The following is a 25,554-nucleotide window of genomic DNA, read 5'->3' on the forward strand; positions in this document are numbered from 1 at the left end:
AAATGATGACGCCAGAACAAAAATTTGCCCGCTGGGTAAGGGTCAGTATTGCCTCTTTCCTGCTGATGTTTGTCTATTTCATCCTTGCCGATATCTGGATCCCGCTCACCCCGGACGCCACTGTGATGCGCATTGTGACCCCGGTTTCCGCGCGTGTTTCCGGCTATGTGGCCCAGGTGCATGTGCAAAATAACAGTACGGTGAAAAAGGGCGACGTGCTGTTTGAATTGGATCCGACTCCGTTTAAAAATCAGGTCGAGGCCAGCGAAATCGCGCTGGCGCAGGCAAAGCTGACGAATCAGCAACTGGATGCGCAAATCCTTGCCGCACAAGCCAGCCTGAAGAGCGCGCAACTGACCGCGCAAAATGATCGCGTTACTTTTGAGCGCTATCAGAACCTGAGCGCAATGCATAACATTTCGCAGTCCGATCTGGATAAAGCGCGCACCACATGGCAGAACAGTATGCAATCGGTAAACAATCTCAACGCCAGCATTGATGAGTTGACCATCGAACGGGGCGATCGTGATGATGCCCGCAATGTGACGCTGCAAAAATACCGCAATGCGTTGCAACAGTCGCAACTTAACCTGGCCTGGACGCAGGTGCGCGCCGAAATGGACGGTACCGTAAGTAACCTGCAATTAAGCCCCGGTTTCTATGCCTCTGCGGGTAACGCCTCGCTGGCGCTGGTACATGATAAGGCCGATATCGTGGCGGATTTCCGCGAAAAAAGCCTGCGCCATACACATGCCGGCACCGATGCTTCCGTGGTGTTCGATGCCTTGCCAGGCAAAGTGTTCAAAGCTCACGTCACCAGCAGTGATGCCGGTGTGCTCGCCGGACAGGAAGCAGTAAATGGCGAGCTGTCGGCACCGGAAACTTCCAACCGTTGGGTGCGCGACGCACAGCGCATGCGCATTCATGTGGCGCTGGATGAGCCGTTAACGAAACCACTGCCGACCGGCGCGCGCGCCACCGTGCAGTTGTATAACAGCGAAGGGGTGTTTGCCCGTATTTTCTCCGGGCTGCAAATCCATCTGGTGAGCCTGCTGCATTATGTCTATTAATACGCTGGCACGCGTTTTTACGCCGCACGGCAATATCGTTTACACGCCGAACGACTTCCGTCAGACGCTGCGTATTGTGTTTGCCGGGATGATTGCGCTCAGTATTTCAAGCTCTTACAACACACAGTACGGCGTATTTTATGTGGTCTATCCGGTGATGCTGTTGTCACTGGTGCCGGTGTTTAATCGCCACGTGGCCAGGCAGTTTATTTTCAGCGCGGTGCTGAACGGCATCGAAATGGTATTCATCATCGGTTATTTGTCGCGCTGGCCAGTGATCATGACGCTGGTCGTGTTCGCGCTGTACGTAATGCGTTTTCGCTTTATGAGCAAAGGTGCGTTGTTTCTGTTTGGTTCCGCAGGCGTCGTTTGTCAGAGCACGATGCTCAATTTTATGAGTTATCCCTCCAGCGACTGGCATACGCTGCTGTTTTCTAATGTTGAGGCCAGCGTGATGGCCGTGGCGCTGAGCGCGTTGATGAACTATTTGATCCCGGATGTGGAGCCGCGTACCCGCCCGCCGATGATAGAGAAAAATGCCGCCCGCGTTCGCCATGAGTCGCTGCTCTCCGGGACGGTCGCCACCCTGATTTTTGTTGTGTTCCAGATAAGCGATCTGAGCGACTCTCTCTCTGCGCTGATGGCGGGGATCCTGATCCTGTTCCCGATGCATTATCGCGGCTCGGTGCTCAGTTCATTGTGGCGCGTGGTGGGCGTGGTCATTGCCTGCCTCTATATCCTGCTGGTGCAACTGATCCTCTATAACCACAGCAGCCATATGCTGCTGATGATGCCGCTAATCGGTCTTGGCCTCGCGTTTAGCGCACGCTTGCATGTGATGGAGAAAGTCGGGGCGGGCGTCGGGTTTTCCAGCGTGACGACCATCGGTATTATGTTCGGTCAGAACCTGCATCCGGATACCGACCTGGTATTCAGCGATCTCTACCGGATAGTCTCCGTAACTGTCGCGCTGGTGGCGACGTTAACGATGGTCTGGCTGGTGCATTTAATTTTGAACCGCTTTGAAGCCACGCGGTTTGTGATTGAAGAGCAGTAAGCCGGAATGTGCCCGATGGCGTTGTGCTTATCGGGCCGACATCCTGCATTCAGAAACCGGTAAGAATTCCTCACCCTCACAACGATAAATCGCCTCGGTAACGCCCGGAACAACCCACTGATTTTCCTCCCCTTGAGGGCAGTGAAAGCGAATGCATAAACCGCAGCCGCCGCGCAGACTGCGGGGGATATCCAGCACGCGGAACGAGACCCCGGCAGACTGCATAGCTTTGCGGGTTTGCACGACACCAGGCGTATTGTGAAACAGCAGTAGATACTCAGCCATGGCGCTTTCTCTGCCGCTGGCCAATCAGCGCAGCGCCCACAGCGCCCGCATACTGGGCATCATCATGGGTAAATACCTCACTGTTCAGGTGTGCTGACAACATGCGGCGAAAAGTGGCGCAATGACTTACACCGCCGGTAAACAGTAACGGCCCCTGTGTCGAAAGGCGGGCGATAAAATGCGCGCTGCGGCGAGCCATCGCATTGATCACCCCGGCGAGGATTGCCTCTGGTGCAATGCCTGCCGAACGCAGGCTGATCACTTCGGATTCGGCAAAGACGGTACACATGCTGGTGATCGGATGCGGCTCGACGCCTTCGGTAATCGTATCCAGGTGTTCCACCTGTGTGCCCAGCGTGCGGGAAATGACATCAAGAAAACGCCCGGTCCCGGCGGCGCATTTGTCATTCATCAAAAAGTCGGTGAGGTTGCCCTGTTCATCAAGCTGGATCACTTTGCTGTCCTGACCGCCGATGTCGATAACCGTGCGCGCTTCTGGCAAGAGAAGGCGCGCGCCCAGCCCATGGCAGGAGATCTCCGTGACCTGCTTGTCGGCGAAATCAACCAGTTGCCTTCCGTAACCGGTTAGCGTCAGAAACGGTTGTTCCGCAAGCCCTGCCCGCAGCGTTTCCCATGCTTCACCTATCGAGGCGGCGGGGCGAAACGAAGTTGGGCAGAGGTAACGCCGCACCACGCTGTTACCTTCCAGCAGGATGCCTTTGGTGGTGGTCGAGCCGGAATCGATGCCTACGCTAAACGTCACGGACACTCCTTATAGCATCTCGATAAATGCCGCGACACGGGTACTGAGCTGGCCGATGTCGGACGTGGAGTAATCCGTTTCTATCGCCATATACGGAATGTTGTGCTGCTGGCGCACATGGCGTTTGATAGACAGTGACTCCACAGCATAGGTGTGGCACGCCTGTAAAATCACATCAATGACGCCATCGGCCTGGTACTCATCCACCATCTGGCTGAGCAGTTTCAGGCGTTCATCATTTGGCGAGATGCAGGAGCAGCCGATCGCCAGGTATTTGTCCGTCAACGCATCATAAACATCGCCGTTCTCGTCAACACAGCGCTCGGTTGCTTTCGCGCCAGTGCAGTTTTCGTAGCCCACCACCCAGCCGCCGTTATCTTCAATGGCGCGCACGACTTTTTCCGCCGCGCCGCCAATCGGGCAACCCGTGATCAAAATGCGGGGGCGAGGATCCAGGCGTTTCCCTGCCTGCCATTCGGAGCGGATCCGTTCGGCCATGGTATTGAGCTCGTCGATCAGGGTTTCTTTATCAAAGCGGAAGGTCGCTCCGTACACCACTTTCAGGATATCCGCGCCGCTCAGTGCGGGCGGGTTAAGCTGGCCCACGCGATAAAAATTGGCCAGCGCCTGGCGTTCACGGTTTTTTAGCGCAATGGCATCGCGTAACGCAGCTTCGCTGATGGACCGGCCAAACTGGTGTTCAATAACGTGCTGCAAACGCAGGATCTCGGCTTTCCACAGTGCGCGGGACGCGGCATCCGTCGTGCTGTTTGGCAACTGCATAACGTGCACGGCTTTAAACTCCGCCATGTACTCGTACATTTTCTTTTTGCCGTCGCAGGTGGTTTCGCCCACCACCAGATCGGAAAAATAGAAGTAGGGGCATTTGTCGGTTTTGCCGAAGCCGTAGCTGCTTTTGATCAGGGGGCAGAGGTTGCGCGGCAGATCTTTTTCCGCTTCTTCGATGGTTTCATCGTTCGTGGAACAAAGTGAAACCACCACGGCGCCAGCGGCCATAGCGATTTCTTGCGGCATAAAGGTGCAGTAAGTACCTACCAGTGGAATGCCCTGTTCTTTCAGATCCATCACGGTAAGAAAACCTTTCTGGCGGGCTTCGGAGAATTGTTCAAATACGTCCGGGAGTGCGGTAATAAGCGACATGATTTTCCTTCCCCGTGACACGGGAGATGTAAAAAAGTGGCCGCATTATAGGCATACAAAGAAAAGGGGAATATTGATCTTCGGCGGCTTAAGGCTGAAAACGCCGCCTGCAAAAAAGCTCAGAATATCTTTTTCAGATCCATCTCTTCCTGGATCCGCTCGCTGTAGAGGGCGTGCGTCCGGATGGCTTCATCGATTCCGGCATTATAAAAGGCGGGGCCGATCTGTTCAGCGATAAAATCGATAAAAAACTCCGCGTCAAACTGCTCCAGTTCCAGTTCAAAATGTGTTTCGCAGTACGCTTGTAATTTATCGCGTAACTGCTCGCGCTCGCTGTGGGTGAGGGCAATGTCGGCCATGAAGGCGTCTCCTTACAAAAAGGCTTAAAAAACGGCTATATGCAGCAGCGCGGGTAACTGCGAAAGCAGGTAGAGGATTAAACCAATCGTTCCGCCAACCAGCGTACCGTTGATGCGAATAAATTGCAGGTCTTTGCCAATATTCAGCTCCACCTGGCGCGACATATCTCGCGCATCCCAGCTTTTCACCGTATCGCTGATATGGCGCGTCAGAAAAGCGGCAAAATCGGGCGCAACACGATGCGCGGCCTGTTCCAGATGCTCATTCAGCGATGCCCGCAACGCGCCATCGGCCAGCAGCGTTTCGCCAAACCATAGCCCGGCATCGGTAATACGCTTTTTCATCCGCGAATCCTCGGACTGTACATCCGCTTTCATCCAGTTGCGCAGGTCGGCCCACATCTCGCCCAGATAACGGTTAAACGCCTCGTCATTTTTCAGGTAGTCTTTGATGTTCTCTGCCCGTTGCGCCATTTCCGGATCGGTTTTCAGGTTGGCGATCAGTTTCAGCGTGGCGCGATCAAACGCCTGGCGGATCTGGTGCGTGCTGTCGGCATTGATATCATCCAGCAGCGAATTAACCGCGTCGGACACCAGCTCAGCACTCTGCTCGCCTAACCATTCTGTTGGCAGGATCTTCGCTTTTAACGGGTGATCGGTTTTCAACCAGTGCACGACCTGGTGGGCGATAAAAGCGCGGGAGCTTTCTCGCTGCAACAGGGCAATGAGCTGCGCGATAAGGCTGTCCAGCAATTTCTGATGGCGGTTATTGCGCGTAAGACTTTCCAGTAATAGTGCGCTGGTTTCGGTCAGATCGACTTTGTCGATGGCTTTGTGCACCGCGCGGCGCAGCAGCCGCTGAATATGGGCATCGTCGGCCATTTCCAGAAAGCCGCTCATCACTTGCAGGATATGCTGGCCGACGCGCTGGGCATTTTCCGGCTGGCTGAACCAGACGCCGATCAGTTGTGCTGGCTGATGGCGATGGATCAACGCTACCAGCGACTGGGTATCAAGGAATTTCTCTTGTACGAATTGCCCAAGATTGTCACCAATTCGATCTTTATTGCGCGGAATGATCGCCGTATGGCGAGATATGAACGGAATGGGCACGCGGCGAAACAGCGCCACCACGGCGAACCAGTCCGCCAGCGCACCGACCATCGCCGCTTCGGCAATGGCCTTCAGCCCGCTCACCCAGAAATTGGGCGGCAGGAACAGTGTGGTGACAAACGTGGCTGCTGCAACCAGCAACAGCGAGAGCGCCAGACGCTTGGCGCGCTTGAGTTCAGCTAATTTTTCCATGACATAAGCATAGAGCGAGACGATGGGAGGGTGCAAAGAAACAATTTCGTGGCTACAAATGCAGCGGAGGTTTAGCACATCGACAGTGAACGCAACGCTCGCGCAGGAATGGTGCCTGAGCGCTGCGGCCTCAACGGGCGCGTGGCGATACGTTTGTTTGCTAAGCAAATTGTTAAAAATGACGGTATTCCGTTCAACGTTATCCGCAGCCCCACAGCACGGTTACGCAATGCCATGCGCGAAGCTGAAGATATGACTGCACACCAGAATGGACGCTTTGATGGTGTTGACCCGCTCCCGGCCAATATAACGATCGTGCGCTAACCGGAAAGATGCCCGGTTTTCGTGAACTGCACCTCGGAGGCGATGATTTGTTGGTGTACCGGGTTGATGATAATCAACATCTGGTGGTTTTGACCGATCGGGGTACTCATGGCGGGCTTCCCGAACAGCATTTTTTAGAGAGTCGACCACACAATCCCGCCGCCAAACGCCATCAGTATTGCGCCCGCACCGCGTTCAATCCACCACACGGCGTGACTCAGGCGCTGCTGTACAACGGGCAGGCCAATCAGTAACACCACAGCCAGATCCCACAAAAGCACCACCATTGTCATCCAGACCCCGCTCACCGCCTGTTGCAACAGCGAGACATGCGGGCCGAGCAGGGCGGCCATCAGCGCCAGATAGAACAGCGCATTCTTCGGGTTGAGCAAGGCGGAACCCAGCCCGAGTAATAACTGTTTGCGCCACGTCGGGCAGTGTTGCAGCGCCTCGCTGGCTGACAAGGTGCGTGGGCGACTACGTAATAACTGTAAGCCAATCCACAACAGCCATAGCGCGCCGAGTAATTCAATAGCCGTAAACACCGTGTCGAACTGGCGCAGCGCGCTCCAGCCCGCAATCGCCAGCAAAATATAGGCACCGTTTCCGGCAGCGATACCGACACATAACCCGGCGCTACCGCGCAGACGGTAGCGAATGGCGTAACCCATCAGTAAAAAGAAGTCCGGGCCGGGACTGAGCAGGGCAACAAAATGCGACAGCGCCAGCGCAGGAAAAGCAGGGGGAAAGATGTCCATGGTGACCTCAGCAGCAAAAAACTGCGGTCACCTTAGCGGCAACGCGACGCTATTTATTGTCTGATATTGATCGCCCGGTTGCGTACTGACGTGGCGTGGCAGCGGTGTAGCTGACAAAGGTTCGGTGAAAATGGCTCTGATCGGCAAACCCGCTCTGATAGCCCACATCGGCCAGATTATCACCGGCGCGCAGGCGGCTTTTGGCAAACTCCACACGGGCGCTATTTAAAAAGCTGCCGGGCGTCAAACCGGTGTCCTGTTTAAAGGTGCGGATCAGCGTCTCTTTACGAAGGGAGAAGGCGTGCGCCAGCGCATCCAGCGTCGGCGGCTGCTGCAGGTTCTCCAGCAACACGCTTTGCATCTGCTGGCTAATGGGGCGCAGCGGCGAGGGCGACGGGGCGCAAGACAGCCCGGCGAGAAGCCGGTTAATCGCAACGGGCAAGGCGCGGGCTTGCCCGCTGTCGAACAGTGACACAATGTGCAGGTACTGCTGGAACAGGTGCGGGTTGCGTATCAGCTGCTGTGTGCCGTTCACCTGCGGGATCCAGAGCATATGGTAGCTGCGCGCTTGCCCGGCGAGCGGATTACAACTGTGCGGCGTGAGCGGCGGAATGACAATGATATCGCCAGGCGACAGCAGGTACTCCTGCCCGTTGCAGACGCAGTGCGTTTGCCCCTCAACCACCGCGCCGATCGACAGCTCAGCATGGCTGTGGCGTTTATAAGCCTGGTCGTTGCGCCAGGTGCTGCGCAGTTCAACGCCTGGCAGGGTTTCGGGGCGGTAAAAAGATTGCTGGATATCGCGCGTGATCGACATACAAAGCCTCGCTGAGTCGGCTTTCTGGTATAGCACAGTGCGTTATTTATCGCTAAACGCATTGTGCAACAGCCGCCACATATGGTGGGCTGCGGGCGTAAAGCGCCGATCAGAGTTGCGTAGCAAATGGCATTGTGCGCTGCTGGCAATCGGGTGATCGAGAGGCACCGCCACCAGCGTTCCCTGGCGAATCGGATCGGCGGCGGCGTACGCGGTCATAAAAGAGATCCCCAGCCCAGCCTGGCTTAGCCCCATTGCGGTCGAGAACTGATTACAACGGTATGCCGGATGGAATTGCAGACCCTGGCTTTTAAACATCGCATTCATATGGCGTTGCAGACCAAAGTTTTCCGTCAGCGCGATCAGCGCATGCTCAGTCAGCTCTTCAATGGTAATGCTTTGCCGCTGAGCGATAGGGTGCTGCGGTGAGACGACGGCGCAAATGGGCCCCCAGTGAAAACTGTGGCGCTTCAATTCCGGGGTGCCGATGGGGCCGAAGGCCAGCGCCATGTCTGCTTCACCACTGACAATGTCGTTGAGCATTTCCTGCATGCTACCGACCACAATGTCGACAAATACCTGCGGGTACGTCCGGGCAAATTCACGCATCACACCTTCGATAAACGCGGTAATCAGCCCGCCGCCTATGCGAACCGAGAGCGTGCCGCCACGCATATGGCGCAAATCTTTAAGCTGGCTTTCCAGCTTCTCGCGCCGCTGGCGGCTAATAAAATAGTCTTCTGCCAGCAGTCGCCCGGCCTCGGTGAGCACCACATTACGCCCGCGCCGCTCCAGCAAGGGGAGCTGCAGGGCGCGTTCCAGTTGGGCGATTTGCCGGCTCACTACTGACGGGTTAACACCGAGAATGTCCGCCGCGCGGCGGATGCCACCCTGGTTGCCCACTTCATACAGATAACCGACCTGTTTATCCTGAAACATCCGCCACATTCCTTCTTAATTGTTGACCTGAGAGCAACAATAACATCCTTAAGCGGATATTTATCATCCTGATTGAATAGTGATAATCAAAATAACCGTCCTGTTCGCTGGAGAAACAAAAATGAAAGAATAAAAATGCACTGGCGCACCAAAAAGGTGCCCGATAATGGTGAGAGGTTATTTTATTAGGGCGGCTTTTGGGCTTAATTAAATAATTTTTCGGTAACTTTGCTTTATTTTCTCCCGTTTTTTACGGGGTGGTTTTTTATTGCATAAAAAGTCGCGATGCAGGTTTTTTATTTTAGCTTCGGGCTATTCAGGCATGGATCCTGCTTAGTAATAGAACATTGCCATCTGATTATTTCAAAGAGAGATGTTATGAGTGAATCGAAAACGCTGGATCAACCCGCGAAAGAGCACGCGGAAGAGTGGAAAGTCGGCCCTGGAGCCTGGATTTCGCTGGTCATTGTTCTGCTGGTCTTTTCCGGTTTCTTTTTCAAAGTTGACGGCATGGCATGGTTGGGAGCGTTTGACTTTACTACGCTGGGCGGCGCATTCGGTACCATGAAGTCGCCGGAAACCAACACCTTTATCGGCAGCGGCGGCATCAGCGCGAAAGCCGGGTTCCTTTTTGCGCTGTCGCTGGTGCCAACGGTAATGCTGGCGCTGGGATTGCTGGAGATTTTTACCCACTATGGCGCGATCCGCGCAGCGCATAAATTGCTAACCCCGCTGCTTAAACCGCTGCTCGGCATTCCTGGTTATACCGGTCTGGCGCTGATTACCGATTTGCAAAGCACCGATGCCGGTGCGGCATTGACAAAGGAGTTGTACGACAGTGAAAAAATTACCCGCAAAGACGTGGTGATTATGGGCGCGTGGCAATATTCCGGTGCCGGGTTAATTAATAACTATTTTTCCATTGGCTCGGCGATGTTCGCCTCGCTGACTATCCCGATTATTATTCCGCTGGTATTGATGTTTGTCCTTAAATTCGTTGGCGCAGCCGTGGTTCGCCTGGCATTAAATACTGTCTATAAGAGGGATTTCAACCATGAGTAATACCGCCAAAGTCTCCGGTAATCCGTTCGATATTTTCGTTATAGGCGCACGTAAAGGCTTTAATATTGCCATAAATAATCTGATGCCGAATGTCTTAATGGCCTATGTCATCGCCGAAATGCTTAATTTACTCGGCGTGATGCAGATAATCGGCCATCTTTGCGCGCCGCTAATGGGGCTGTTCGGTTTGCCGGGGGAGGCCATCACCGTGTTGCTTACCGCCTGGCTCTCCTCCTCCGCAGGAACGGGCGTGGCGGTCAGTTTGTTGAGCAAAGGCCAGCTGGATGTCGGCCAGATAACCATTCTCGCACCGGCCATCTTTTTAATGGGTTCGCAGCTACAGTATATGGGCCGCCTGTTGGGCGTTGCCGATGTGCCGAAAAAATACTGGCCGCTACTGATGGCCGTCAGCATTCTCAACGCGGTTATTTCTATGCTGATAATGCGCGTTATTGCCTGAGAGCAGCCCACCAAGGAGTAAGACGTGTCACGTACACTAGAGCACTTTAATTACCTGCATCAGATCCCGGAGCTGGGATTCGAAGAGTATAAAACCTCCGCTTATATTGCCGGGGTACTGGAGGCGGCGGGCTACCAGGTCACGCGCCAGGTCAATAACACCACCGGTATTGTTGCGGTACTGGACAGCGGCAAGCCGGGGCCAGTACTGGCGCTTCGTGCTGATATGGATGCGCTTGGTCATATCATTGACGGCGAACATGTGGCACGCCACACCTGCGGGCACGATGGACACTCCACGGTGGTATTGACTACTGCGCAGGAAGTCATGGCCGAAGGCGTGGTGAAAAAGGGCAAGCTGAAGTTTATCTTCCAGCCTGCTGAGGAACTGGGCACCGGGGCAATTGCCCTGACCGAAGGCGGCGTGCTGGATGATGTGGAGATGCTGCTCGGTTTCCACCTGCGGCCAATAGAAGAGTGCCCGATGGGCCAGGCTGTGCCGGCGATGTACTACTCGGCGTCCGCGACCGTTGAAGTGATGTTCCACGGTAAAGCGGCACACGCCGCCAGGCCGCATTTAGGTGTGAACGCGCTGGATGCCGCCGCCCACGCTGTGCAGGCGGTGAATGGCATTCATCTTGCGCCGTCGCTCACCTGGAGCGCGAAGGCTACGCGGTTTCTTTGCGATGCTGGCGTGACCAACTCCATCCCCGACAAGGCGCAGGTGTGCTGGGATCTGCGCGCGGCAGAAAACGACGCCATGGATGCACTCAAACCGCAGGTCATTCGCGCCATCGAAAGCAGTGCGGCCGCCTACGGTGCGCGTGCTGACATCCGCATTCTGAAAGAGATGCCGGCGGCGATCATTGATGACGAAGCAACCGACGTGGTTTCCCGCGCTATCCGCAGCGTGTTTGGTGATGCCGGGTTGACCGCGCCGAAATCGACGCCGGGCAGTGAAGACTTCTTCCACTACCTGCGCCTGCGCCCGCAGGTGAAAGGCGGTTTCTGGGGGTTGGGCGCGAACCTGACGCCCGGGCTGCATCACCCGGAAATGCACTTTGACCGCGAGGCGTTAGCGCTTGGCGTAAAAGTATTTAAAGCCTGTGTTAAGGATGTGCTGGGCTGAATCACGGCCTCCAGCGGCGCAGCGTGGTTTCTTGCTCGTAGGGCATCGCCGAGGGGTAAGCAATAAACTCAACGATGCTGCCCCATGGCGTGCGCCCATAGCAAAATTGATTGCCTTCGCCTTTTTCTGTCGGGAAACCGAGCGGCTGCGGTGCGGTAAACACTTCGCCGCCCGCCGCTTTAAAGCGTTGCAGGGCGGCGTCGATATCATCGCTATAAACCGCGAAGTGTTGCAGGCCAAAATCGCTGGCGCGCGGCGGTTCGCGCTGTTCTGGTCCATGCATTTCAAACAGTTCAATACCCGGGCCGTGCTGAAGTTTTAGCATCCTGACGGATTTGATCACCGTGCCCGGCACCAGGCGCAACGTTTTTTGCTGCGCCGCGTTATCAGGGCCTTTTTCGTCAGGCGCAACGGACTGATAAATCAGTTCGGCTCCCAGCGCTTGCGTCAGAAAGCGGGTGGCGTCTTCAATATCCGGAACGGTGATACCAATATGATCGATACCGCGAATGGTGTGTTGCATGCATCCTCCTGTTGGTGGTAATGGAGTAAGCATAGCGTAGGGTTTTGCCACCTTTATTGTTGAAATATCCTGCCAGTTAAACGTCATATTTACGTTTCTTTATCCTGTTTTTTCTATATGGGCGCTCTCGTCTACTAGCCTTATTAGATATGTCAGCGTTTTTCGCTTAATTAACGACGATAACAGGAGACATGTGATATGGCTTATAAAACAGTGAATCCTTTTAATAATCAGCTTATTAAAGAGTTCCCTTCGCACAACGATGCCGACATCGAGGTCGCGCTGAGACAAGCGGATGCGCTGTACCACTCATCCTGGTCGAAAGGGAGTATTGAGCAGCGTCTTCCGGTGCTGCATAAGCTTGCCGATTTGCTGGAAAATCAGCAGGAAGAATTGGCGAAAATTGCCAGCCGCGAAATGGGCAAGCTTATTGGGCAGAGCCGTGGCGAGGTGCAACTTTGCGCGCAGATTGCCCGTTACTATGCGGATAACGCGAAAAGCTTCCTTGCCCCGGTGAAGTACCCGTCTGAACTTGGCGAGGCGTGGATTGAGCATCATCCAATTGGCGTCATTATGGCGGTGGAGCCCTGGAACTTCCCGTATTATCAGTTGATGCGCGTCCTGGCCCCGAACCTTGCCGCCGGTAATCCGGTTGTCTGTAAACACGCCAGCATTGTGCCGCAGTGTGCGGAATCTTTCGCCCATCTGGTACGCGAGGCGGGAGCACCAGACGGTGCGTGGACTAATTTATTTATCTCTTCCGATCAGGTTTCGGCAATCATTGCCGACCCGCGAGTGCAAGGGGCGGCGCTGACGGGTTCAGAAGGCGCAGGCAGTGTGGTGGCGGCGCAAGCGGCAAAACATATCAAAAAATCCACTCTCGAACTGGGCGGGAACGACGTCTTTATTGTGCTGGATGATGCGGATCTGGAGAAAGCCGTGGAAGTCGGCGTTCAGGCTCGTCTGAATAATGCCGGGCAGGTCTGTACTGCCGCTAAACGCTTTATTATTCATCAGGATGTGGCCGATCAGTTCCTGCGTAAATTCACCGACGCTTTCCAGCAGGTGAAAATGGGCGATCCGCTGGACGAAAGCACTACCCTTGGCCCGCTCTCGTCAAAAGATGCGCTTAAGACGCTGAGCCAGCAGGTGAGTAATGCGGTGCACAAAGGGGCGAAACTGCACCTGGGCGGCAAACCCGCCAATAGCGAAGGCAACTTCTTTGAGCCCACCATCTTGACGCACATCACCCGCGACAACCCGGCGTACTTTGAAGAGTTTTTCGGCCCGGTGGCGCAAATTTATGTGGTTAACAATGACGAGGAAGCGGTACGCCTGGCGAACGATTCACACTACGGCCTTGGCGGCGCCATCTTCAGCCGCAACATTCAGCGTGCGAAACAGATGGCGTCGCGCATTGAAACCGGCATGGTGTGGATCAACTGGCTGACCGACACCGCAGCGGAACTGCCGTTTGGCGGCGTGAAGCGCTCAGGCTTTGGCCGTGAGCTTTCTGATGTGGGTATTAAAGAGTTTGTGAACCAGAAGCTGGTGGTTGTGCACAAGTAAACTTTCCCTCACCTTTTGCCCTCTCCCCGTGAGGGAGAGGGCCAGTATCATCCTCTGGCTTGCTTATTTCCGTAAAGCCGCAAAGGCTGCTCTTATCTCTTCTTCCGGCAGCTGCACGCCAATAAATACCAGTGTGCTGTGCGGGGTTTCATCACCCCACGGGCGATCCCAGTCGGCGCTGTAGAGGCGCTGTACACCCTGGAAAAGCAAGCGGTTTGGCTCGCTGTCGATCCATAGCATCCCTTTGTAGCGCAAGAGTTTTTCCGCGAAGCTCAGCAGCAGGTTCTCCATCACGCGGGAAACTTCGCTAATGTCGACCGGGTAATCCAGTTCCACCACAATCGAGCTGATGTCGTTTTGCTTGTCAGCGATAAAGTGGAAGCGCGGTTTTGCTGCCACCACGTTCTCTTCCAGCATAAAACCGTTGGTATCAAACAGCTGCGCCAGTTCAATATCACCGTGCGTGACGGTGTAAATCGGCGCGCGGGCGTTGATGCGGGCAAGGCGTTCGCGCAGTTTCTCACTGTCGCCGGCCACGTCGGTTTTGGTCAGCAGGATGCGATCTGCGTAACCGACCTGCGATTGCGCCAGCGTGAACTGGTTCATCTGCTCATCGGCATGTACGGCATCGACCAGGGCAATGACGCCGTCCAGCAGATAGCGCTGGCAGAGGATCTCATGGGCGAAGAAGGTCTGAATGATCGGCCCTGGATCCGCCATGCCCGTGCACTCAATGACCAGCCGGTCAAACGTGATATCGCCGCGATCCAGGCTGTCGACCAGATCCAGTAGCGCATCTTCCAGCTCGTTAGAGCGGCTACAGCAGATACAGCCGTTGGTCAGGGTTTTGATTTGTGTAGCGCGATCGCCAATCAGTTGATCGTCGACAGAGACTTCGCCGAACTCATTTTCGATAACGGCGATTTTATAGCCGTGCTGCTCATTAAGGATATGGCGTAAGAGGGTGGTTTTGCCTGCGCCGAGAAAACCGGTCAACAGCGTGACTGCAATGGGGGTCATAAATTCTCCTTTAGCAACAGCGGACACCGCCCTTGCCGTCGCCGCCGTAACGCGCTTGCTGGCGTTCGCGGAAAAATTCTTCGTAAGTCATGTACGGCTTGTCCGGATGGTTGGTCTTCATATGTTCAACGTAGTTGTCATAGTCCGGAATGCCAATCAACATTTTTGCCGCCTGACCAAGGTATTTTTTGGCTTCGCCTAAGTTACCAAACATTATTTGTCCCGGATATCTGTGGAGGCTGGATGGCTCCCTTTTAGGGGAGCCATCCAGCCGGGTGATATTAATGATGTGAAGCGGTTTTCACGCCACCTTCCGGTACCGGCACATACGGTGTCTCTTTGTCAGTACGCACTTTATTGTTGCGTACGTTCAGCCAGGTTTTGATGCCATAGAAGATGATGCTGTAAACCACCACCAGGAACAGAATACTCAAACCGGCGTTAGTGTAGTTGTTCACCACAATATGGTTCATGTTGGCAATCTGCTGCGCGGTCAGTTCGCTGCCGCCCGCAGCAATCTTCGCTTTGTACTGGTTAGCCATAAACAGGAAGCCTTCCAGTTGCGGGTTGGTGCTGAACAGCTTCAGGCCCAGCGCCCAGGTGGTGCACAACAGCAGCCACATGGCAGGAACCACGGTGACCCAGATGTATTTGGTGCGCTGCATTTTCACCAGCACCACGGTGCCCAGCATCAGCGCGACGGCCGCCAGCATCTGGTTAGAGATACCGAACAGCGGCCACAGGCTTTTCACGCCACCCAGCGGATCGACCACACCCTGATAAAGCAGGTAGCCCCACAGGCCGACGCAGCCCGCCGTACCGATGATACCGGCAACCAGTGAGTCGGTTTTCTTCAGGAATGGCACGAAGTTACCCAGCAAATCCTGCAGCATAAAGCGGCCAGCACGGGTGCCTGCATCTAGCGCGGTCAGGATAAATAATGCTTCGAACAGAATACCGAAGTGGTACCAGAAGCCCATATCCGCCATTGGGATGATTTTGTGGAACACGTGCGCAATACCGACTGCCAGCGTTGGCGCGCCACCGGCACGGTTCAGCACTGACGGTTCGCCAATGTCTTTCGCGGTTTGCAGGATCTGCTCCGGCGAAATCACAAAGCCCCAGGAACTGACTGTCGCAGCGGCATGCGCGGTGACATCTTTCAGCTGCGCCAGAATCATTGGCGCGTTGTCGCCGCCCAGTTCATGCAGGTTCGGCATAGTAATGCCCAGACCTGCCGGTGGCGTGTTCATGGCGAAGTAGAGGCCCGGCTCGATAATCGACGCCGCAACCAGCGCCATCACGGCCACAAAGGATTCCATCAGCATGGCACCGTAACCGATAAAACGGGCGTCGGTTTCGTTCGCCAGCAGTTTCGGCGTTGTACCCGAAGCAATCAGCGCATGGAAGCCAGACACAGCGCCACAGGCGATAGTAATAAACAGGAACGGGAACAGCGCACCTTTCCACAGCGGGCCGGTACCATCAATGTACTGCGTTACCGCAGGCATTTTCAGTTCCGGGTTGAGGATCACGATGCCGAGCGCCAGACCGACGATCACGCCGATTTTCAGGAAGGTCGCCAGGTAGTCACGCGGTGCAAGGATCAGCCATACCGGCAGCAGGGCTGAGATAAAGGCATAACCGATCAGCGCGAAGGTGATGGTGGTGTCTTTAAAAGTCAGTGCCGGGCCCCAGTAGGGATCGTGCGCAATAATACCGCCAAACCAGATAGACGCCACCAGCAGTACGATACCAATCACCGAGACTTCGCCTACCCGGCCCGGGCGCAGGAAGCGCATGTAAATTCCCATAAACAGGGCAATCGGTACGGTAGAGCAGACGGTAAATACCCCCCACGGGCTTTCTGCCAGCGCTTTCACTACGATCAACGCCAGCACCGCGAGGATGATGATCATAATCAGGAAGCAGCCGAACAGCGCAATGGTCCCCGGCACGCGGCCCATCTCTTCTTTGACCATCTCGCCGAGAGAGGCGCCGTTACGGCGAGAGGAGATAAACAGCACCATAAAGTCCTGCACTGCACCGGCCAGCACCACACCTGCCAGTAACCACAGCGTGCCCGGCAGGTAGCCCATTTGCGCAGCCAGTACCGGCCCGACCAGCGGGCCTGCTCCGGCAATAGCGGCAAAATGGTGACCAAACAACACGTAGCGGTTGGTTGGCACATAGTTAAGGCCATCGTTATTGATCACCGCCGGCGTTGCGCGGGTCGGATCGAGTTTCATCACCTTTTGAGCGATGTAGAGGCTGTAGTAGCGATACGCCACCAGATAAACGGAAACAGAGGCGACGACGATCCACAGTGCACTGACGTGTTCGCCGCGCCGTAAGGCGACAACGGAGAGACAGAAAGCACCGATAATCCCGAGGATCACCCAGGGTATGTGCTTGAAGAGTTTTTTCGTATCCATATCAGACCTGGCTTTTAACAGAAAAAAGAACGGGATGTGAGATGTGTGTAAGGCTGTATGCTGGCGACGATCATGACAAATAACGCGCGCGAAACGGCAACGATTTGATTAAGCGGTTATAAACAGGCGGTAAGCGGTAAAAGGATCGCGCTGAGCGGTTTATCGTCACCCTAAGTGGCGGAAAATATGTGAGTTTGATCACGCAAAGCCGGTGAGGGCGCGGGTACGAGAGAGTTCAGACGGGCTTAATGACCATTATTTTTGTGGTGAATATTAGCACGATGACCCATAAAGTTTTCTTATTCCAGGCCGAAAATCCTACATCTGTCTATAAGGAAAGAGAAAACATGTTAACTCGTATTAAAATTGTAACCAGCTTGCTGCTGGTCTTAGCATTATTTGGCCTGTTACAACTCACGTCCGGCGGTCTGTTCTTCAACGCGCTAAAACAAGACAAAGAAAACTTCACCGTTCTGCAAACCATTCGTCAGCAACAGTCTACGCTGAACGCCAGCTGGGTTTCGCTGCTGCAAACCCGTAACACGCTTAACCGTGCCGGCATCCGCTACATGATGGATCAGAACAACATCGGCAGCGGTGCTACCGTTAACGATCTGATGCAGATTGCCAGCACTTCGCTGAAGCAGGCCGAAGTGAGCTGGAATGCCTATCAGGCGCTGCCGCGCGATCCGCGTCAGAGCGACGATGCAGCCGCAGAGATCAAACGCAATTACGATATCTACCACAACGCGCTGGCGGAGCTGATTCAACTACTGGGCGCAGGCAAGATCAATGAGTTTTTTGACCAGCCGACGCAGCGTTATCAGGATGGTTTCGAGAAAGAGTATGTTCACTACCTGCAGCAGAACGATGCGCTGTACGAAACGGCCGTTCACGACAGTGAAAGTTCTTATGGCTCTGCTGTGTGGATCATTATTACTGTCCTGCTCGTGGTGCTGGCGGTGATCGTGAGTGTTTGGGTCGGGATCAAACGCGCACTCATCGCGCCGTTGAACCACCTTATCGACAACATTCGTCATATTGCCGGCGGCGATCTGGTACAGCGTATTGAAGTCCAGGGTTCTAACGAAATGGGCGTGCTGGCAGACAGTCTGCGTCATATGCAGAGCGAACTGGTGCGCACCGTGAGCGATGTGCGCAACGGCGCGAACGCAATTTATAGCGGCGCCAGCGAGATTTCCGTAGGTAACAACGATCTCTCTTCCCGTACTGAACAGCAGGCTGCTTCGCTGGAAGAAACGGCCGCCAGCATGGAAGAGTTGACCGCAACGGTGAAACAGAACGCCGAAAACGCCCGTCAGGCCAGCCATCTGGCGCTGAGCGCGTCTGAAACCGCGCAGAAAGGCGGTAAAGTGGTCGATAACGTGGTTCAGACCATGCGTGATATCGCCGCAAGTTCGCAGAAAATTGCCGATATTATCAGCGTAATTGATGGTATTGCCTTCCAGACCAATATCCTGGCGCTTAACGCGGCGGTTGAAGCTGCACGCGCAGGCGAACAGGGGCGTGGTTTTGCCGTCGTGGCAGGTGAGGTTCGTAACCTTGCCCAGCGTAGCGCTCAGGCTGCACGGGAAATCAAGAGCCTGATCGAAGACTCTGTTGGCCGCGTTGAACTGGGCTCCACCCTGGTGGAAAGCGCCGGTGAAACCATGGATGAAATCGTTAGTGCGGTCACCCGCGTGACAGATATTATGGGTGAAATCTCGTCGGCATCTGACGAGCAGAGCCGTGGTATCGACCAGGTGGGGCTGGCGGTTGCCGAAATGGATCGCGTGACGCAGCAGAACGCCTCGCTGGTGGAAGAATCTGCCGCGGCTGCCGCTGCGCTGGAAGAGCAGGCGAGCCGTCTGACCGAAGCAGTGGCGGTGTTCCGTATCATGCAGGAGCAGCGTAAAGCGGCCGCGCCGACGTTCGTCAAAAGCGCCGCCGTCTCTGCACAGCCACGTAAAGTCGCTGCTGATACCGGCGAAAACTGGGAAACATTCTAAGCCTTATTCGCGCCCTGCCATGCAGGGCGCATTTCTTCCGGCTCTCTCCCTGCTATGCTCTCATTAGCGCCCTGTGGAGAAGCTCTATGAACCTTGTTGCCGTTCCCGCCCTGCATTACAGCTGTGATCAGCTTGCCGCGATCCTTAGTGATTGCTTTGAAGGCTATAGCGTGCCGTTTTCATTGCCCTCCCCGCTGTTTGCCCAACGTTTTATTGCCGAAGACATAAGCTTTGTCGATTCCTGTGTCTGGCTGGAGGGCGACACGCCAGCGGCGGCGGCCCTGGTGACACGGCGCGGAGAAAGCGCGCGTCTGGCGGCATTTGCCATTCGTCCCGACTATCGGGGGCAGGGCGTCGGCAGGCGCATTCTGCCGCCGTTAATGGCAGGGTTGGCGGATAAAGGCGTGCGGCAATTATGGCTGGAAGTACTTAGCGATAACCACGCCGGTGTGGCGTTGTACCACGCGCTGGGGTTTGCCACCGTTCAGCCGCTATTGGGGTTTCAGGGGGGCGAACAGGGTGCGGCAGAAACGGCGCCGCTGGTGGCCCTCGATCCACTCAGTGTGGTGCGTAAAGCGGTGGGCGAGAGCTATCCCAGACTGCCATGGCAGGTGGACCCTCTCACGGCGGTGTCGCTGCCTGCGCAGGCCTGTGAATACCGTAAACATGCTTATGCTGTGGTTGCCACGCCGGGGGGTAAACCTCAGTTACGTTTTCTCTATGTCGAGCCCGAATATCGGGGCAAAGGCTTTGCCAGCGAATTCCTGCGTGCGCTGAATCAGGCGTTTCCAGAGGTGAGCACCCCTGTCGCGGTGCCTGAGCGGTTTTCTGCGTTATTCCTCGGCGCGGGCTACCATACGCTGGCCTTAAGCCAGTATGAGATGAAAGCTGACCTTTAACGGTCAGCCTTCGTGGTTCACCACTTTGATTTCGACAAGGCCAATGCCCAGTTTACGCGGCGAGTGACCCAGAATATTCCCTTCGTTAGTGGATTGCGGGTCCGGCGGCACAATGACCAGTGTGTTGCTACGCGACGGGTTGCGGAAGCTGAGCGTTGTGGTGCTTAACGCGTTACCCAGCGTCAGCGTCTGTTCTTCGTTGCCGACCCGTACCGGAATCGGGCGGTTGGCGTTGGGGCCAAAGGCTTTGGCGGTGATCACCAGTTCAAAGTGTGCTGGCAGTGGCTGGTTATACTCAATTTTCACTTCGTTGCTGAGTTTGGCATTCGACCAGCGCCCCCAACTTTCCGGGCGGGAAATACCGCTAAATTGCTTTACCTCTTCCGGTGCGCCTGCAACGTTAAATACAAAACTGTCGGCTTTATAGCGAATATCGTTGTCGACGGTCTTCAGCGTATCGACGTTGTTTTGGTAGCGCGCGGCGCTGATCACCGTTTCGGTAAACTGCGTTTTCCCTTTCCACAGCGGCTTGTCGACATGTTCAACGCGTTGCTCGCCGCCCAGGCTGCCCTGTGAGACACACCAGTCGGTTGAGAGCGCCAGTTCGGGTGACCAGAGGCGCGCCATTTTGTAGCATTGATCGACCCAGACAAAGTTGTCGCGCGGGGCAAAATCCGCCAGTTGGTAACGTAACGGGGCAGAGTATTCACTTTCTGGCAGCGGCTCGATACGCGCCTCCGACACGCGTACCAGCAGCGGCAGGCGGAACTGGCTGCCAGAGAAAGCAATCGTTTGTTTGCCCTGGTCGATGGTGAAATCCTTCATCTCTTTCGGGAAGTTCCACAGACGAATAATGTCCGGTTTCCATGCCAGTACTTTCTGTTTCATGTTCAGGAACACGCCGGAAAGCGACTGGCCGGAAATGCTGCTTCGCCCAAGGCCGAGGAAGTTATCCCCGCCGAGGATATCCAGCACGGTTGCGCCGTTATCCATCGTGCTACGCTTGATGCCGGAAATATCCTGCTGGGGATCGTCGCCACGGATCACAAAGAAGAGGTTGCTGCGATCCTGTTTATTCAGGTACTTCCATGCCGTGTTGTTCATTGCCAGATGGTCTGACGACACCACAATGACCGTATCTTTAAACCACGGCGAGGCTTTGATTTTGTTGATCAGGGCTGCGATATGCTGCTGACTACAGGCCACCGCACTAAAGGATTGATTCAGTTTCCCATCAATGCTGTAGCTTTTACGTTCACAGGTTCGTGAGATAAAGCCGTCCGGGTGATGGGTATCGACCGTCAGCGCGAACAGGGAAAAACGCTTGCCGGAACGCGAAAGCGCTTCGTATTGCTTCCACACCGCGTCCAGTACGGTATCGTCATAAAAGCCCCAGTCATTGCGGTAGTTCGCATCAGCAACCTGATTTTTTAACTCTTCTGCCCCCACCAGGTAGTCGAAACCGTGCGACCTGAGGAACACGTCTTTACCGGCAAAGCGCAGGTTGGCGCCCTGGATAAAGTGGTTCTCATAACCGGAATTTTTCAGGATATCGCCGAGGCAGATATTCTGCGGGAAAAAGGTCGAGACCGAGGCCGATGCATTGCCTTCGAACGGGGCAAATAGTGGGATACCACACTGGGAGGCGACCATACCTGCGATGGTGTAATCGGTGCCGGGTAGTTGCTCGGTGTGGCTAAAATCCATGGCGTCGTCTTTCAGCGCGCCCAGTTCAGACGCGAGGCCTGGAAAAGCTGCATCGTTAAAATAAGTGCGCTCCAGGCTTTCGCCGTAGATATAGACCAGGTTCAGTTTCGGGGCAGGGATCTTTTTGGCGGGCTCTTTGTAATAGGTTAAAAAGTCGGGGTCGCCCTCTCGCGTTTGCGATTTCACCAGCTCGGTGATTTGGTGAAACGCCGGGCTGGCATCGACGGATCCGAGCGCCAGCGCAAGCGCCAGCAGGCTGTATCCAACGTGATGCGGCCGGTGGCGGCGCCGGCGTAACACCCAGCCGAGGGCGCAAAACACAGCCACCAGCGCCAAAATCAGGCCCGCGCCGGGCAGCAGATACTTACTGACGCCTGCCCCGGTAAGGCTGTTGGTCAGGGTGTAGAGCACCGCATCGTTAATGCCGTCACCGGTGAAGTAGTTGCTGGCGTAGAGCGTGATGTTTAACACAATAAAAAAGCCAAGAACCAGCAACGTTGCGGTAAACCACCAGGTGTTACGACCCGCTTTCCAGGCATAGATCGCCACAGAAGCGAGAAACAGGGCAACAGAGAGCAGCTCGGACAACCAGGATTCCTCATCAATGCCAGCAGTTATTGCTGGTTATTAAAGTTTGTAACAGGCGGTACAATTTAATGGCGTTGTCACATAGCTGCAATTGTAGTGTCACTCTAATGAGGTTTTATTCAGAATCGGTTTAGAAAGCGACAATATTGATCGCCCTCTCAGTGGTGACGGGCCGGCAGGAAAAGGGAAGCGGAGGCCGCGTTGTGGGCAACGCGGCGGCTGATCAGGAGAGGAAATTGACGCCCTGTTTGAGTACGATGTCGCAGGCTTTTGATTTCACCTTTTCGGCCAGTGGCGTGTTGCCGATATTACTCAGATTCAACTGTTCACCGTTTTTGGTGTTTAGCATGCCCTGGATGCCTTGCAGGTAGTTGGTGTCCTGCTTCTGCTCCGCGGTTCCCAGTCCCAACTTATCCAGCACCTGATTTTTGACGTTTTCGGTGTTAGTCAGCGAAGCGAGTTTATTTTTAGCGCACCAGGTCATCACGCCCGCCGCGTTATTCATGGTTCCTGCGCTAAGCGCCTGGTTGCCGCCATTAAGCAGGCCTGTCAGCGAGGAGAGCGACAGACCGCCTTGTTGCGAAGAGGTGCTGTTCTGGTTGAGCTGGCTGGCGGCACTGGTGAGCGTATCCTGCCAGGACGCCGCATGAGCAAAACCGGTGAGCATAATACTGCTGATGGCAGCGGAATAAAGCAGGCGTTGAGCGAATTTCATGTCGTGGAGATCCTGATGTCGGGCGAAAGCGCCCAGTATACACGCGGGCGCAGAAGGGCAAGGGGGGAAAACTCTCAATACTCTTTGCCGGTCACGCGGCTGCGATAGCTGTCCCAGTTGAAGATCACCCACAGGCTGTTACCCAGACGCATCCTGTCCATCACGCGTTCGCCCAAAAGTTTGTTCATCTCCTCAAGATTGCTGTTGGTCAGCATGCCGGTCGGGCGTTTTGATGAGGAACGGCGATCGACAATCTGGTTGATAATGACTTTCTCGTAGCGTGATTCGGTCTGCATACCGATCTCATCGATCACCAGCAGATCGACCGAACTTAAATCGTTGAGTAACTGCTCTTCGCTGCTTTCGCGGTTGCCAAAGGTCTCTTTCATGGCCGACATGATATCGGCAACAGTGATGATCAACACGGACTTGCCGCGTAACAACAGTTCATTACAGATAGCAGCGGCAAGGTGGTTTTTACCGGTGCCGGGCTTGCCCGAAAAGATGAAGCTGGCAATGTTACCGTCAAACTCTTCAACATATTGCCGGGCCTGGCTGAGGGCGCGCATTTGGCCTTCGGTTTCGACGCGGTAATTATCAAACGAGCAGTTTTGATGTAACGGACGAATGCCGGAACGGTTGAAGGTGCGCTGCATTTTCATGGCGCGGTTTTCTCGCTCCAGCGCCGCCGAACGGATTTCGCCCTGTTGTTTCTGCCATGCCATTAATTCTTCGCCCGTTTTAAACGCAGGCTGGATGTTGGCGGGCATCATTTTTTGCAGACGTTTTATCAATTCGCCGACGTTTTTCATCGTTATCCTCTAAAACCGGGTGGAATTTGATTGTCTGGTTCCGAAAGCGCGTTGATATCACGCTTCGTATTACCGTTCTGGCTGGCGCGCCCGATTTGCAGGCTGCGCGCCAGTTTCTGCTGCCATTGTACATGGTGGAAAACTTTGCCTTCCGCTTGCCAGTACGCAACAAATGAAGCCAGTTCTTCCGGGGTATGCGGCTGGGTAAGTGCAATGCCCCACAACGCGGCCAGGCGTTGAAAATCTGCATCTGGCTGCCAGCCCGGATACATGGCGAATTTGCCCATGGGTACATTCAACGGCGCGCTGCCGGGTTCTTCATAGAACTGCGCATCAAGAGCGATATCGCTCGCCGGACGTGCAAGCTGGGCTTCCAGCGCCAACAGCTGCTCGAGGCGCTGCGGCGTGATTGCGTAAAAAGCGGGAGTGTTATTGGCAAAAACGGCGATAGCGCCACCTTCCATGCGGGCCAGTATGCTGGCATGATCGCGCATAAACTCATCAATGCCGATGACATTTGAGGTCAGGATTCTGGAAGACATAACGCGTTCTCAAACTGGATGACTACGGATACGGTGTACTGCGTTTTTCACACAGGCTCAATAGCACATAGTACCACAGGGAACGGAAAGGGCAGTACAGCAGGAAAAGCCGGGTTTCCCCGGCTTTCTTCATGATCATGCGATAATGTTCAGCGTTACGTCAATATTGCCGCGTGTAGCGTTGGAGTACGGGCAAACAATGTGCGCTGCATCAACCAGTTTTTTGGCTTCTGCTGCGTCCATCCCTGGCAGATGGATATTCAGTTTGGCTTCGATACCAAAACCGGTCGGCAACGGACCAATACCCACTTCACCTTCGATAAAGGCCTCTTTTGGCATCGCAATTTTGTCGCGGCCTGCGACGAATTTCATCGCGCCAAGGAAGCAGGCAGAGTAACCAGCAGCAAAGAGTTGTTCCGGGTTGGTCACTTCACCGCCTGCGCCGCCCATCTCTTTCGGGACACCCAGTTTAACGTCCAGGACGCCGTCCGAAGATGTGGCACGGCCATCACGGCCGCCGGTGGCTTTTGCTTTGGCGGTATAAACGACTTTTTCTAAAGACATGACAGGTTCCTTATTATCTTAAGTGTTTGCTATAAAATAGCGTGCTATTTATTTGCTGAAGTAAACTCCCTGCAAAGGGAGCTTAAGCCTGCTGAAACCGCTGACGAAGCTGTTCCAGTTGCTGCTTGATATCATGCATGGTGGCGCTGTCGCAGGCCATTGCGCAACTGATCGACGCCGGAATAGCCGTTGCCTGCTGCTGCAACGCACGACCACTCTCACTTAATGTGATTATCACCTGACGCTCATCCTGGCGTGAACGCTGACGACGAATCAATCCGGCGCTTTCCAGACGCTTTAACAACGGCGTCAGAGTGGCGGAGTCGAGAAAAAGGCGTTCGCCAACCTCCGACACAGTAATATCATCTCTCTCCCATAGCACCAGCATCACCAGATATTGCGGATACGTCAGGTTCATGGGAGCCAACAGCTGGCGATAAAGCTTATGCAGCGCCAGGTTTGTAGAGTAGAGCGCAAAACAAAACTGGTTATCTAATGCGAGCTGCTCGGTGGTGTTCGGTGTCGTCTTCATGCAGTGAATATAGGTAGTGCACTATTTAATTGCAAGTTATTTTTATGGGCAGGTATAACGCAGCGCAATTGGCACTGTTATTACCTGGTGAAACTCTCCCTGCGCGGCAGGATCCTGAACCCCTTCAAACCGCACCGACAGAAGATCAATA

General features: G+C 54.8%; 28 protein-coding genes. 10 read left to right on the forward strand and 18 right to left on the reverse strand.

Translation table 11 applies throughout. The features are described from left to right. Positions 1–2 precede the first annotated feature (2 nt). Both RTX30_RS03875 and RTX30_RS03880 read left to right on the forward strand, forming a co-directional pair. Entirely contained in the window at positions 3–1,070 is a 1,068-nt protein-coding gene (locus RTX30_RS03875) for an HlyD family secretion protein (protein WP_312687015.1), read from the forward strand. Beyond that, positions 1,060–2,127 (forward strand): DUF2955 domain-containing protein, encoded by a 1,068-nt coding sequence (locus RTX30_RS03880; RefSeq protein WP_312687017.1) that lies wholly within the window; start codon positions 1,060–1,062, stop codon positions 2,125–2,127. The genes RTX30_RS03875 and RTX30_RS03880 overlap by 11 nt, the downstream gene beginning before the upstream one ends. 27 nt (positions 2,128–2,154) lie before the next feature. Here RTX30_RS03880 and RTX30_RS03885 read toward each other — a convergent pair whose 3' ends face one another. From RTX30_RS03885 to RTX30_RS03905, 5 genes are all read right to left on the reverse strand, one after another. Beyond that, positions 2,155–2,412 (reverse strand): DUF3343 domain-containing protein, encoded by a 258-nt coding sequence (locus RTX30_RS03885; RefSeq protein ID WP_312687018.1) that lies wholly within the window; start codon positions 2,410–2,412, stop codon positions 2,155–2,157. Further along, positions 2,405–3,175: a putative 2-hydroxyacyl-CoA dehydratase activator YjiL gene (gene yjiL, locus RTX30_RS03890; RefSeq protein ID WP_312687020.1), complete on the reverse strand. Its 771-nt coding sequence runs from the start codon at positions 3,173–3,175 to the stop codon at positions 2,405–2,407. The genes RTX30_RS03885 and yjiL overlap by 8 nt, the downstream gene beginning before the upstream one ends. 9 nt (positions 3,176–3,184) lie before the next feature. Next, positions 3,185–4,336 carry a double-cubane-cluster-containing anaerobic reductase gene (locus RTX30_RS03895; protein WP_312687022.1) on the reverse strand — a complete coding sequence of 384 codons (1,152 nt, stop codon included), beginning with the start codon at positions 4,334–4,336 and terminating at the stop codon, positions 3,185–3,187. A gap of 119 nt (positions 4,337–4,455) precedes the next feature. Then, entirely contained in the window at positions 4,456–4,695 is a 240-nt protein-coding gene (locus RTX30_RS03900; protein WP_312687024.1) for a DUF2164 domain-containing protein, read from the reverse strand. A gap of 24 nt (positions 4,696–4,719) precedes the next feature. After that, entirely contained in the window at positions 4,720–6,000 is a 1,281-nt protein-coding gene (locus tag RTX30_RS03905) for a DUF445 domain-containing protein (protein WP_312687027.1), read from the reverse strand. A gap of 78 nt (positions 6,001–6,078) precedes the next feature. Between RTX30_RS03905 and RTX30_RS03910 the strand changes: the two genes are divergently transcribed. Further along, complete coding sequence (locus RTX30_RS03910) at positions 6,079–6,324, forward strand: type II toxin-antitoxin system RelB/DinJ family antitoxin (RefSeq protein ID WP_312687466.1); 246 nt, start codon at positions 6,079–6,081, stop codon at positions 6,322–6,324. Between the two features lie 8 nt (positions 6,325–6,332). After that, positions 6,333–6,578 carry a hypothetical protein gene (locus RTX30_RS22355; protein ID WP_409429796.1) on the forward strand — a complete coding sequence of 82 codons (246 nt, stop codon included), beginning with the start codon at positions 6,333–6,335 and terminating at the stop codon, positions 6,576–6,578. Here RTX30_RS22355 and RTX30_RS03915 read toward each other — a convergent pair. The 3 genes from RTX30_RS03915 to RTX30_RS03925 are packed head-to-tail and all read right to left on the reverse strand — an operon-like array spanning position 6,459 to position 8,838. Then, positions 6,459–7,082 carry a LysE family translocator gene (locus RTX30_RS03915; protein WP_312687030.1) on the reverse strand — a complete coding sequence of 208 codons (624 nt, stop codon included), beginning with the start codon at positions 7,080–7,082 and terminating at the stop codon, positions 6,459–6,461. The genes RTX30_RS22355 and RTX30_RS03915 overlap by 120 nt on opposite strands. A gap of 49 nt (positions 7,083–7,131) precedes the next feature. After that, positions 7,132–7,899, reverse strand: a complete 768-nt coding sequence (locus tag RTX30_RS03920) for an AraC family transcriptional regulator (RefSeq protein WP_312687033.1) — start codon at positions 7,897–7,899, stop codon at positions 7,132–7,134. Between the two features lie 42 nt (positions 7,900–7,941). Next, the gene (locus tag RTX30_RS03925; protein ID WP_312687035.1) at positions 7,942–8,838 is read right to left on the reverse strand and encodes a LysR family transcriptional regulator; all 897 of its coding nucleotides are present in this window, start codon (positions 8,836–8,838) and stop codon (positions 7,942–7,944) included. 378 nt (positions 8,839–9,216) lie between these two features. Between RTX30_RS03925 and RTX30_RS03930 the strand changes: the two genes are divergently transcribed. From RTX30_RS03930 to RTX30_RS03940, 3 genes are read left to right on the forward strand one after another with little or no spacing between them, the layout of a single operon-like run. Next, a complete protein-coding gene (locus RTX30_RS03930; RefSeq protein WP_312687037.1) occupies positions 9,217–9,900 on the forward strand; it encodes a nucleoside recognition domain-containing protein in 684 nt (227 codons plus the stop codon). Next, positions 9,893–10,360 (forward strand): YjiG family protein, encoded by a 468-nt coding sequence (locus tag RTX30_RS03935; RefSeq protein ID WP_312687039.1) that lies wholly within the window; start codon positions 9,893–9,895, stop codon positions 10,358–10,360. Before RTX30_RS03930 ends, RTX30_RS03935 begins: the two co-directional genes overlap by 8 nt. Positions 10,361–10,384: 24 nt before the next feature. Then, entirely contained in the window at positions 10,385–11,488 is a 1,104-nt protein-coding gene (locus RTX30_RS03940; protein WP_312687040.1) for a M20 peptidase aminoacylase family protein, read from the forward strand. Between the two features lies 1 nt (position 11,489). On the opposite strand, the gene RTX30_RS03945 is transcribed toward RTX30_RS03940, so the two are convergent. Then, positions 11,490–12,011, reverse strand: a complete 522-nt coding sequence (locus tag RTX30_RS03945) for a VOC family protein (protein ID WP_312687041.1) — start codon at positions 12,009–12,011, stop codon at positions 11,490–11,492. Positions 12,012–12,209: 198 nt separating this feature from the next. Between RTX30_RS03945 and RTX30_RS03950 the strand changes: the two genes are divergently transcribed. Then, entirely contained in the window at positions 12,210–13,580 is a 1,371-nt protein-coding gene (locus RTX30_RS03950) for an NAD-dependent succinate-semialdehyde dehydrogenase (protein WP_312687043.1), read from the forward strand. Between the two features lie 63 nt (positions 13,581–13,643). Here RTX30_RS03950 and yjiA read toward each other — a convergent pair whose 3' ends face one another. The 3 genes from yjiA to RTX30_RS03965 form a co-directional block, all read right to left on the reverse strand. Next, complete coding sequence (gene yjiA, locus RTX30_RS03955) at positions 13,644–14,600, reverse strand: GTPase (protein WP_312687045.1); 957 nt, start codon at positions 14,598–14,600, stop codon at positions 13,644–13,646. 10 nt (positions 14,601–14,610) lie between these two features. Beyond that, positions 14,611–14,814, reverse strand: a complete 204-nt coding sequence (locus RTX30_RS03960) for a YbdD/YjiX family protein (protein ID WP_312687047.1) — start codon at positions 14,812–14,814, stop codon at positions 14,611–14,613. A 67-nt stretch (positions 14,815–14,881) separates the two neighbouring features. Beyond that, the gene (locus RTX30_RS03965) at positions 14,882–17,035 is read right to left on the reverse strand and encodes a carbon starvation CstA family protein (RefSeq protein ID WP_312687049.1); all 2,154 of its coding nucleotides are present in this window, start codon (positions 17,033–17,035) and stop codon (positions 14,882–14,884) included. Between the two features lie 347 nt (positions 17,036–17,382). On the opposite strand from RTX30_RS03965, the gene tsr reads away from it, so the two are divergent. Beyond that, a complete protein-coding gene (gene tsr / locus RTX30_RS03970; protein ID WP_312687051.1) occupies positions 17,383–19,044 on the forward strand; it encodes a methyl-accepting chemotaxis protein in 1,662 nt (553 codons plus the stop codon). A gap of 86 nt (positions 19,045–19,130) precedes the next feature. Next, complete coding sequence (locus tag RTX30_RS03975; RefSeq protein WP_312687052.1) at positions 19,131–19,943, forward strand: GNAT family N-acetyltransferase; 813 nt, start codon at positions 19,131–19,133, stop codon at positions 19,941–19,943. 3 nt (positions 19,944–19,946) lie between these two features. Here RTX30_RS03975 and opgB read toward each other — a convergent pair whose 3' ends face one another. From opgB to RTX30_RS04005, 6 genes are all read right to left on the reverse strand, one after another. Further along, complete coding sequence (gene opgB / locus RTX30_RS03980) at positions 19,947–22,238, reverse strand: phosphatidylglycerol--membrane-oligosaccharide glycerophosphotransferase (protein ID WP_312687053.1); 2,292 nt, start codon at positions 22,236–22,238, stop codon at positions 19,947–19,949. A 223-nt stretch (positions 22,239–22,461) separates the two neighbouring features. Beyond that, entirely contained in the window at positions 22,462–22,953 is a 492-nt protein-coding gene (locus RTX30_RS03985) for a DUF2501 domain-containing protein (RefSeq protein WP_312687056.1), read from the reverse strand. A gap of 74 nt (positions 22,954–23,027) precedes the next feature. Next, the gene (gene dnaC / locus RTX30_RS03990; protein ID WP_312687058.1) at positions 23,028–23,765 is read right to left on the reverse strand and encodes a DNA replication protein DnaC; all 738 of its coding nucleotides are present in this window, start codon (positions 23,763–23,765) and stop codon (positions 23,028–23,030) included. Positions 23,766–23,767: 2 nt separating this feature from the next. Next, complete coding sequence (gene dnaT / locus RTX30_RS03995) at positions 23,768–24,307, reverse strand: primosomal protein DnaT (RefSeq protein WP_312687060.1); 540 nt, start codon at positions 24,305–24,307, stop codon at positions 23,768–23,770. A 135-nt stretch (positions 24,308–24,442) separates the two neighbouring features. Next, a complete protein-coding gene (locus RTX30_RS04000) occupies positions 24,443–24,871 on the reverse strand; it encodes an organic hydroperoxide resistance protein (protein ID WP_312687062.1) in 429 nt (142 codons plus the stop codon). Between the two features lie 82 nt (positions 24,872–24,953). Further along, positions 24,954–25,403 (reverse strand): MarR family transcriptional regulator, encoded by a 450-nt coding sequence (locus RTX30_RS04005; RefSeq protein WP_312687064.1) that lies wholly within the window; start codon positions 25,401–25,403, stop codon positions 24,954–24,956. Positions 25,404–25,554 lie beyond the last annotated feature (151 nt).

The organism is Kosakonia sp., from assembly GCF_032052965.1.
Classification (GTDB): domain Bacteria; phylum Pseudomonadota; class Gammaproteobacteria; order Enterobacterales; family Enterobacteriaceae; genus Kosakonia.